A 9,887-nucleotide genomic window follows, 5' to 3' on the forward strand; every position below is an offset into this window, starting at 1 on the left:
TGATCTACCTCACTTTAATGCCTATTTATTGCGCACTCCTGCGGGCCTGTAGAGGGGTGCGCGCCCCGGGACCTGCAGGTATAGACATCTAGAAATTGGTTTCCATGGCAAAAGTTGTAGGTACCTGGCCATGGCCTGTGATTAACCTTTGTCCATGGGGGGGGCGGTGTAATCTCCTCCTTAGCAACGCTCAGAGAGTTGTAAGAAGACCGCGTCGGTAAAGGGATTGCCAGCTTTCGGCAATCTTATTTCCAAGATTGGTCGAGCCTTTCGTAACACATCCTCAACCAACTGAGGGTGTAGCTCTGTGAGTGCCGGTTTCTACTGTCGCAGGTGATTGTTAATGGTTCTCAGACTCGAGCGGGCCTTCTGGCCACTCCGTGTGCTCCTGGGCATGGCTGTCAGCCTCCTCATCGTCATGGTTGTGGCCGTGCCGAGCCTGGCCTACGTTCCGGCCAGTTTCGAGCCTGCGGCGGAGGATTCTCCGGGCAACGAGGTCACCCTCTCTTACTCTGTCGTGGGCGGCGGGGATCCTGCCCCAGGCAAGGTCGTTGAGTACACCGGTATCTTCACGATCGAGAAGATGGCCGAGCAGGGCACAAACACCACCACGACTATCACCGTGTCGGCTGATGTCAACGCGCCTTTCGCCTCTGCGGTCACCGCCGCTGACTTTACGGGCGCCTCCTCTGCGCCGACCAGTATCTCCTGTGACCCTGACAACATCTCCTGCACGGTGATGTTCCAGAACCTTGCTGATGGTGCCATCACCTTCAAGAAGCAGGCAAGGATTAGTCCCGATGCCGCCGCCGGGGCCATGATCTACGCCACGGCATCCATCAAAACCGACGTCACCCCGACGTTGGCGCTGGAGCCCGGCGATGTTCGTGTGGTGAACACGGACGACAGGTGCGTTGATATCTATCAGTTTGAAACCAAGGTGACGGGAGCAGGCGGTTGGCTCTTGGACATCAAGTTCGCAGATGAGTCAAATGGAAAGATCCTCGCAGTCGAGGGAATGCCTGTCAATGCCGCGGAAAACCCTGACGCGGCGAACACCATCCGCATCACCGACGCCGCAGGCGTCGACATCACCAATGATGTCCTGGGAAAGCACCGTGAATACCGTGCGATCGACCCGGTTCCGCCGACCTTCCCCCAGACCACGACAGCTCCGGATGCTCGGTGGCGTGACTCTCTGAACTGGAACTGGGATCCGACTACGTGGACTGGTGACACCTGGCTTGAGGCCGGTACCACCATCACTGTTCGTCGTCAGGTGAGTCTCCTGGACTGTCTTCCGGGACGATTTGCTGCTGACGGTAACGTCGTCCGCTATGGCTATGACATGGCCATCGAGATGGCACGGCCTCTGACCAGCGTTGATGACTTTGCCATGGTGTCTCTCCGTCTACCCGGTGGCAGTACCTCCACGGGGGCCGTGTGTGAGCAGAACATCTACTGGTCCCAGACAAAGGGGCAGGTGGTTTCCACGAGTGAGATCGGATACTACACCCCATCAACGAACACTTATCAGCGTTTCCCTGTTCCCGTGATTGATAAGATCAACCCCTTTTCCGACGCTATCGCAGTGACCCAGCACCAGGACGGCAAGATCTTTTACAACACAGCTCTCAGTCGCACAGGGGGCAATGACCTGTGGGTCTACGACGGTACCCGGCACAGTAGGGTCATGGCTCTGCCGGGAGGTACCAACTCCTTGGGCTTCGACAAGGACGGCAATCTGTGGACCATCACGGGCACTTCTCTTAACAAGCTCGCCTGGGATGGGCAGAGATTTGCCAGTAGCTGGCAGCAGGTCGCAACTCTCGGTGGGCTCGACCCAAACAACCCGGAGCGAGACCTTGTCTTTGACGGTGATGGCAACCTTTACGTGCTTACTGGTTCGGGAAGCATTCTTGTCACCTACAGTTCGGCCGCCATCGCTGCCGGCGGGGTGGCTAGCCCGACGTCCTCGACGCGACTCACCCTTTCCCCATCGGTTACTGGGTCCATTGGCAACTACGGAATCGCGTTCAACCAGGACGGCGACCTGATCATTTCCAACAGCTACCAGGCCAATACGAACGACCGCACACGAGCGGGGTATAACAAAATCTATACCGTTGACATGAACACTGGTGTTGCGACCGTGTGGATTGACGGCTACTACTCACCCAGGGGCGCTATCGCCGATCTGGCTACCTGCAACTTCCCCAGTACTGCCGTTAAGGACGGTGTCCAGGTCCAGAAGTCCGTCATCAACGCCGACGGCACCGTCACGGAGCCGGGTACTACGGGTACCAGAATCACCGTCGACAACAACGGCAACGCTACCGTTCGCTACCTGGTCCAGGTGACCAACGTCGGTGAGCAGCCGGCCACCTTCCCGGCTATCACTGACAGCATCACCGTTCCCGCTGGCTTCACTATCGAAGACGTTCTTCTCGACGGCCAGTCCCAGGGCGACTCCGGGAACTTCACCATCCCGGGTGAGAGTCTGAATGGTGGCGCGGTGCGCAGTTACGTGGTCACCCTCAAGGTGAAGGCTGACTTCAACACGGCTGATTGGGCGAGCGCCGGTGTCTGTGAAACCAGCGGAGGTGGCACCCCGGGTAAGGGGCTGTTCAACAAGGTCACCATGGACAATGACCTGGATGGCGATGAGAACAATGACGCCTGTGTGCCCGTCGAGGAACCAAAGCTGGCGAAGCTCACGCTGATCAAGGACATTGACGGCGGTCCGGCCGGTGACGCCAGGTTCTTCACGCTTACTGCCCTGGGCCCGACCAGCCTTGCTGGCGAGTCCCCGAACTCGGGTGATATTGCTGTGAGCTCCAACGTCAAGCCGGGTTCCTACCGACTAGCGGAGTCCGCCAACCACGCTGGAGCCGCGAACTACCGCACCGGTACCTGGACCTGTGACTCGGCCAAGGTGCCGGACACAAATGGGGCCATCAGGCTGGTCGAGGGTGACGACGTCACCTGTCGGATCAACAACATCCCGACCCCGCCGGTGCACGTCGTGAAGACTCCTTCTGAGCAGGCTCCGGCCGAGCAGAATGATCCGGTCGGTGATAACCCGCACATCGGCACTGCCGTGGAGCCGGACCCTGAGGGGCGCGTGACGATGAAGTACACGATTACCGTCACTAACGACGGCACTGTCGCCGGCGAGACCGGCCCGGTCAACGAGTACTTCCGCGTCCCGGCCGGTCTGATCTGGGAACCGGGCACTTTCGCCACAGTGACCTTTGATGCGAATGGTACCGGTGCCGTGGCTGAGGGCTTTGATCCGGCCAAGACATACACGGCTGCCGACCTGCAGAACGGCTACACCCTGGCCACCGCGATCAAAAATCTGCAGCCGGGAGACGCCGGACAGGTGACATTCCGCATCGAGATCCCGCTGATGCTGGACAATTCGGAGTCCTCCACCTTCCCGGGCACCGTGTTCGAGCAGCATGCGGAGATTCTCGGTCAGTGCGTGAACACCTCCACGAGGGGTGCAGCCCACACCAATAGCACCATGGGTGTGCCGAACGTGACGTCGATCTGGAACGAGAACCAGGACTACAGCGTCATTCCGACCGAGGACAACCTCGCCTGTATCCCCGTGGTCGCGCCAAAGCTTCGCCCCTTCTCCATCGAGAAGCAGGGTCTGGGGTGTGACGTCAACGTGGATACCTGTCAGATCCCGGGCGCGCAGTTCGTGCTCTATGAAACTGACCCCGCCACCAACGGCGCGCAGCCCCTGGAGGACAGTGTCCAGGTCGATCCGCAGAACGGCGCGTTGTTCACGACCACTGAAGTCAGGAACGGTCACTACTGGATTGTTGAGACGCAGGCGCCGGACGGGTTCCAGCTCCTCGCGGCTCCGATCCACGTGGAAATGACTGACGACGGACTCGTCCTCCACTCCGAGGGCCTGGTCGAGATTACCGGAGAGGACAAACTGACTCTGGTGGTCAGTGATGTCATCAAGGGTGATCTCCCGGCATCGGGTGGTCCCGGACGATGGGTCTTCCTGGCCGTCGGAGTAGTACTCCTGGCCGCAGCCGGAATACACCACACACAAACTTCCGTCCGCCGTCGTAGAGAGTAATTTCTCGGCAGCGGGCGGGGACCGAGGTCTTGCAGCCGCAGACCCCGCACATAACTGAATATTCCCCTTCCACTCCTTTACTTTCCAGGAGCACACCATGAGCTACACCAAGTCCCGCCGCTTGGCGACGGTCGCAGCTGCAACCATTGCCATCGCTGGCCTCGGTCTCGGCACCGCCCCCATGGCGATGTCCGCCACGGCGCCGACCAACCTGTCTGCGGTGACCATCACCGAGGACACCGGTACCCTGACCATCCACAAGTACGAAGGCCCCACCGTCGGTGAGAACCCGGACGGCGAGATGCTGCAGCCTGGCGACGAGAACCTGCCGGCCGATGCACAGCGCCTCGCGGGTGCCACGTTCACCATCTACCGCGTCACCGACGTCGACCTGAAGACCAACGCTGGCTGGGAGGCCGCCAAGGCCTACTACGCCCAGGGCACTGTCCCGCCGGCCGATGCCAACATGGAGCAGGTTGCTACCGTTACCTCCTCCGCCACGGGCGGCGTGACCACTCCGGCTCTGCCGGTCGGCCTCTACTACGTCGTGGAGACCGCTCCGCCGACCACCGAGGACGGCACCACCTACACCGCTGCCGTGCCGTTCTACGTCACCCTGCCGATGACCAATGCCGAGAACAACGCGTGGAACTACAACGTCCACGTGTACCCGAAGAACGACAAGGTCACCAAGCCGCACAAGGCAGTCCTCGATGGCAACACCGGCGTCGAGAACCAGGACGCCCCGGAGGTTGGCGACAACCTCACCTACCGCGTCTCCGCTGACATCCCCAACTACGGCGACGTCGTTGGCACGCCGGACGCCAATGGCTACACCGGGCCGGACGGGGTCGTAGACCACAACGACCTCAACATGCTGTGGGTCGGTGACTCCTTCAACGATCACGTCGAGTTCCAGTCCGTCGCTGGAGTGCGTGTCGGTGTTACGGGTGACCCGACCACCTCCACCGATGGCACCCTGCTCACCGCGGGAGTGGACTACACCGTCACCACCAACGCGGCCGGCATGACCATCGTCATGCTGACCGATGCTGGCCTGGACAAGGCTGCCCCGCTGGGCGGCTCCAAGATCGTCGTTGACTTCGTCACCGAGGTCACTTCCGTCCCTGATTCCGGCGAGATCAAGAACCAGGCTGTTGTCTGGCCGGGTTCGAAGCCGTCCGCCGGTGACAATGTTCCCACCCCGGACCCGGAGAACCCGCCGCCGCCGCCGGGAGACCCGACCAACGAGGTTGTGTCCAAGTTCGGCAAGATCCGCATCAATAAGGTCGGTGTCACCGGTACCGGCGATGAGACCGAACCGCTCGCAGGTGCTACCTTCGAGGTCTACCGTGCAGTCGGTCAGACCGAAGGTGCTACCACCGAGTCGGGCTCCTGTGCTCCTGCTGACCTCCAGGGCCAGACCCCGCTGGAGACCATCGTCTCTGACGCCGATGGCAACGCTGTCACCTCCAAGTTCCTGCGCCTGTCGAGCTGGTACAACGATGGCGTCGAGCAGTCCGCTACCGGTAACAACGACGGCTACCTCGATGGTGCCCAGTACGCCAACAAGTACGGCTGGCAGAACTACTGCCTCGTGGAGATCGTCTCCCCGGAGGGCTACCAGCTGCTGGCTGAGCCGGTGAAGTTCTCCCTCACCGAGGCTGGCACCAGCACCGATAACACTGCCTGGACCTGGACCACCGTGACCAACCAGGCCGACAACATCGAGAACGAGCTGCCGCTCACCGGTGGACAGGGCCTGGCCCTGCTCTCCCTGGCCGGCCTCGTGCTCGTCGGCGGCGGTGTCGCCTACTACACCATGTCTTCCCGTCGTGAGGACAAGGCCACCGCTTAGTCGGTGACCGGGAGGCCCCGCCCTGGGGCCTCCCACCCCCAAACTTGCACAACTAAATAGCACCACCCGGAATATCACCCGGATCCTTCACCACCTGGAGTACACAGTGACCCATGCCCTGATCACCAAACCTCAGCCATCGGCTGGCGGTGCGGCGAAGCGCCGCAAGCTCATCATCACGATGCTGCTCATCCTCGCTGGCGTGGCCATCCTCATCTACCCGGTGGTGGCGACGCAGTACAACAACGTCAAGCAGACGGAGTTTGCGCGTCAGTACAACTCGAACTTGAAGACCTTTTCCACGGAGGAACTCGAGGCCAACTTGGCCCAAGCCCGCGAGTACAATGCGACCCTGCCGGGCATCCCGATTCTTGACCCGTGGCTGAAGATTGCTGAGGACCTACCTCGCTCCCAGGCCTACGACGAGTATCTGTCTTACCTGGCGCTGACGGATGTCATGGCGCGCGTTCGAGTTCCTTCCGCCAACATTGACCTGCCTATCCGCCATGGCACAACTGATGAGGTCATTGAGAACGGTGCCGGCCACCTCTACGGCACCGGCCTGCCGGTCGGCGGCGAGGGCAACCACCCCGTGATCACCAGCCACTCGGGCATGCCCTATGCCACGCTCTTCGATAACTTGACCAAGGTGAAGGAGGGTGACCTCATGTTCATCGAGGTGAACAATGAGACCCTCGCCTACCAGGTCGATGAGATCAACGTCGTGCTGCCGAACGAGACGGAGAAGCTCAACCGCGAAGAGGGCCGCGACCTTCTCACTCTTTTCACCTGTACTCCTTATGGCATCAATACCCACCGCCTGCTCGTCCGCGGTGAGCGCGTCGAGTACACCCCGGAAATGGAAAATCAGCTTAACGAGAAGATTCCGTTCCGGATCGAGCCGTGGATGTGGATCTTCCTCGGAGCCGCGCTCCTCAGCTTGCTTGCTCTCCTGTGGGTGGTCCGCCGCGAGCGCAAGCGCCGTATGCAGCGCGCCGCTTTCGACATGGAGGTCGAGAATGAGATCTAATATTCGGGCGCGGGCATCCCTCGCCATCGCTGGTACTGCCGGTGCCCTTATGCTCGGTGTCATTCCGCTTGCCGACGCCATCGTCATCACCGGCAACACCTCAAACGTCAGCATCGAACAGATCGACGTCAACCGCACGGCGACACTGATCCTGCACAAGAAGGCCCCGAACCCGTACAACACCACCCCGGTCGCAGACTTGCCGGCGGGTACGATCTCGAATGTCACGTTCACCGTGCAGAGAATCGCCGGAGTGGATCTGGGAACCCAGGAAGGCTGGGACTGGGTCGGCAATGCCGACGTGGACGATGTCCTAGACGGTCCCTTCGATCTCGAGTTCAGCGCTAAAACGGACTACGAAGGCTTCGCGCGCATCAGCGGCGTCCCGGTCGGGGTGTACCTGGTGAAAGAGGTCGGGATTGATAACCCCTCGCATCTCTACCGAAAGTCCGCGCCTTTCCTGCTCACCGTGCCTAGCGGTTCTGCAGACGGCACGTTCTGGGACTACGAGATCATCGTCAACACCAAGGATGCGCCGACGGTTCCGCCGACGACGCCGGATACCCCGCCCCCGCCGGTAACTCCTCCTAGCACGCCGCCGGCCACACCACCCGCTACTCCGCCAGCTACCCCCACGACCACTCCGCAGCAGCCGGATGCTCCTGCGGAGCCGGGCCAGCCCGGCCAGCCGGGGCGCACCGGACTGCCCATGACCGGTGCCAGCGTGCTCGGCGCCGTTGGGCTGGGTGCCGCGCTCATCGTGGCGGGTGCGTCGATGGCGCGACGGCGACGTCGATAAGCATCGCCACCACTCAACAAGACACCATCAGCCGACCGTGCGATAATGCCCCTTATGCGCGGTCGGCTTCTGGTATCCATCTCCAGTATTTTCACTGACACCAGGTCAGCGGTGGCGGGGATGGTCAAGAACCTCGACGCCGAGGGGATTCCGGTGTCGCTGCTAGTCGCGCCGCATATTGACGGCAACTGGCACCTGGCCAAGGACACCAAGACCCGTGACTGGCTGGCAGCGCAGCAAACCGACGGTAGGGCACTGATCCTCAATGGTTTTGACCAGGCGGTGCAGGGGCGCCGCTCGGAATTCGCCACCCTCGAGGCGCACGAGGCGCGGCTGCGGGTGGCCGGCGCGACGCGGCAGATGCGCAAAATCGGCTTTGACACCGACATGTTCGCCCCGCCCCGTTGGCGTATGTCACCCGGCACGCTTGAGGTGCTGCCGGAGTTTGGGTTCCGCCTCGCGGCGAGTACCCGGGGGCTGCACCTGCTGGACGAGACCGCCTTCATCCAGTGCCGCAACCTGTCCGTGGGTGAGGGGTTCGGTGCGGCGAAGTGGTGGCGTCGCAACGTGATCAAGGCCGCCCAGCGCGGCGCGGGCCGCGGGAACACCATCCGCTTGTCCGTATCCGGCCGCAACCTAGCGGATAAGAAGGTGGCGAATGATTTTCTCAAGGCCGCCGTCGCCGCCGTGGAGGCGGGGGCTAATCCGGCGGACTACCGGGCGGTCGTCGCTTAGCGGGAAGACAGCTCCGCGGAAAGTTCGCCAGCCTCCGGGGTGTCGGCCACCTCAATGACAGAGTGCTGCGGGCTCGGCACCTGGGAGGTGAAGTCCGCGGCGTTGTCATCGGTGTCGATGCCGTCGGTACGCGACAGGGACTGGTCGTAGGCGGCTGCGCGGGCGGCGGTGCCCTCATAGCGCTCGGTCACCCCGAAGCCGACCAGATCCAAGGTGGACTCGTCGAACGCGAGCAACACGGAGGCGTTCTGGGAAGGAACACGCACATCCGCGGTGATGTCGAAGTTCTCCAACTCGACCGCCCCTTCGGAGGGATATGCAGCAGAGTTGTTGAGCTTCAGCAGGAAGTGATCCCCGGCGGCAAGGGAACCCTGCAGCTCCACGCTGCCATAGCTGTCACCGTTAACGCCGCCGAAGACGGTGACGGTCATGCCGTCGAGAAGAATCGTGTCATCGCTGGGGTTGTACAGCTCAATGAAATCGTTGAGGTAGGGGCCGGAGAGGCCGGCACCGTTGGAGTAGACCTCGTTGATGATCACCTGGTCACCGTCCGGTGCGGCGCTTGCCGCCGGGGCGAGACCGACGGCGGCGAGTGTGACAGCGGCAGAAAGGGCGGCGGGGCGGAAAGACAAGGGGGACTCCTTCGGGTTGATGTGTAGACACGACCCTAGGAGCCCCACCTTGGGATTAGCTACTAGCGCGAACTCAGGGAACTTCCCGAGCTCAGGGAGCTGCCGCGGTTCGGGCGCCCCGGCTGCACGGGCTGCTCAGGCTCCTGGTGGCCGCCGAAGGAGAAACCGACCTTGACCGGGTCGTGGTCCGAGGAGCGGAAGTAGTTGTCCTCGTGGAAATCCACGATGTTGTAGTTGCGGCGGGAGTACTCGTAGAGGATCGGCTCATCGGAGTTGATGTTCCAGATCCGGGCGTCCTGCACCAGCGCCATGGCGGCGGCGTTGCCCAGGGCGTGGTCGAGGGAACCGAGCTTGCCGTCGAACTGGTAGCTGGTGTGCTCCGGATCGTGGGCGGCGGCGATGTTGGTGTAGCCGGCGGTCTCCAGGACAGTCACCGCGGTCTCGCGGGAGTAGGCGTTGATGTCGCCGAGAATGAAGGTCGGCAGCTCCGCCCAGTCGGCCTGGTCGCCGAGGTGCTCGATGAGCGCCTGGGACTGATTGGCGCGGACGGTGGCGTTGTTGCCCTGGCCGTCGCCGGTGTCGGCGTCACCCTGGGCGACGGAACCCTTGGACTTGAAGTGGTTGACCACGGCGACGAAGGTGTCCTCGCCGCCGACGGTGCGGAACTCCTGAGCCAGGGGCTGGCGGGCGGTGCCGGTGAAGCGGGCGTCGTCGAAGATGCGGGACTC

General features: G+C 62.2%; 6 protein-coding genes and 1 pseudogene. 5 read left to right on the plus strand and 2 right to left on the minus strand.

Translation table 11 applies throughout. The features are described 5' to 3' along the window. Positions 1-343 precede the first annotated feature (343 nt). The 5 genes from Q4G50_RS10495 to Q4G50_RS10515 all read left to right on the plus strand — a co-directional run bounded on the left by Q4G50_RS10495 (position 344) and on the right by Q4G50_RS10515 (position 8,527). Positions 344-4,105: a SpaA isopeptide-forming pilin-related protein gene (locus Q4G50_RS10495; protein ID WP_303377611.1), complete on the plus strand. Its 3,762-nt coding sequence runs from the start codon at positions 344-346 to the stop codon at positions 4,103-4,105. 97 nt (positions 4,106-4,202) lie between these two features. After that, positions 4,203-5,963 (plus strand): SpaH/EbpB family LPXTG-anchored major pilin, encoded by a 1,761-nt coding sequence (locus tag Q4G50_RS10500; RefSeq protein WP_303377612.1) that lies wholly within the window; start codon positions 4,203-4,205, stop codon positions 5,961-5,963. 106 nt (positions 5,964-6,069) lie between these two features. Beyond that, positions 6,070-6,993: a class C sortase gene (locus Q4G50_RS10505; RefSeq protein WP_303377613.1), complete on the plus strand. Its 924-nt coding sequence runs from the start codon at positions 6,070-6,072 to the stop codon at positions 6,991-6,993. After that, positions 6,983-7,792 (plus strand): LPXTG cell wall anchor domain-containing protein, encoded by an 810-nt coding sequence (locus tag Q4G50_RS10510; RefSeq protein ID WP_303377614.1) that lies wholly within the window; start codon positions 6,983-6,985, stop codon positions 7,790-7,792. Before Q4G50_RS10505 ends, Q4G50_RS10510 begins: the two co-directional genes overlap by 11 nt. Before the next feature lie 54 nt (positions 7,793-7,846). Further along, positions 7,847-8,527, plus strand: coding sequence for a DUF2334 domain-containing protein (locus tag Q4G50_RS10515; RefSeq protein ID WP_303377615.1), 681 nt, complete (start codon positions 7,847-7,849; stop codon positions 8,525-8,527). Here the strand turns inward: Q4G50_RS10515 and Q4G50_RS10520 are convergent. Both Q4G50_RS10520 and Q4G50_RS10525 read right to left on the minus strand, forming a co-directional pair. Beyond that, positions 8,524-9,159, minus strand: a complete 636-nt coding sequence (locus Q4G50_RS10520) for a lamin tail domain-containing protein (RefSeq protein ID WP_303377616.1) — start codon at positions 9,157-9,159, stop codon at positions 8,524-8,526. The two genes, Q4G50_RS10515 and Q4G50_RS10520, sit on opposite strands and share 4 nt — an antisense overlap. 62 nt (positions 9,160-9,221) lie before the next feature. Beyond that, positions 9,222-9,887, minus strand: a pseudogene (locus Q4G50_RS10525) (nuclease); the annotation flags it as partial.

It is taken from the genome of Corynebacterium sp., assembly GCF_030538285.1.
Taxonomy (GTDB): Bacteria; Actinomycetota; Actinomycetes; order Mycobacteriales; family Mycobacteriaceae; genus Corynebacterium.

Coding starts and splice junctions, on each gene's coding strand:
- Q4G50_RS10495 (WP_303377611.1), top strand. CDS start 344: ATGGTTCTCAGACTCGAGCGGGCCTTCTGGCCACTCCGTGTGCTCCTG.
- Q4G50_RS10500 (WP_303377612.1), top strand. CDS start 4,203: ATGAGCTACACCAAGTCCCGCCGCTTGGCGACGGTCGCAGCTGCAACC.
- Q4G50_RS10510 (WP_303377614.1), top strand. CDS start 6,983: ATGAGATCTAATATTCGGGCGCGGGCATCCCTCGCCATCGCTGGTACT.
- Q4G50_RS10515 (WP_303377615.1), top strand. CDS start 7,847: ATGCGCGGTCGGCTTCTGGTATCCATCTCCAGTATTTTCACTGACACC.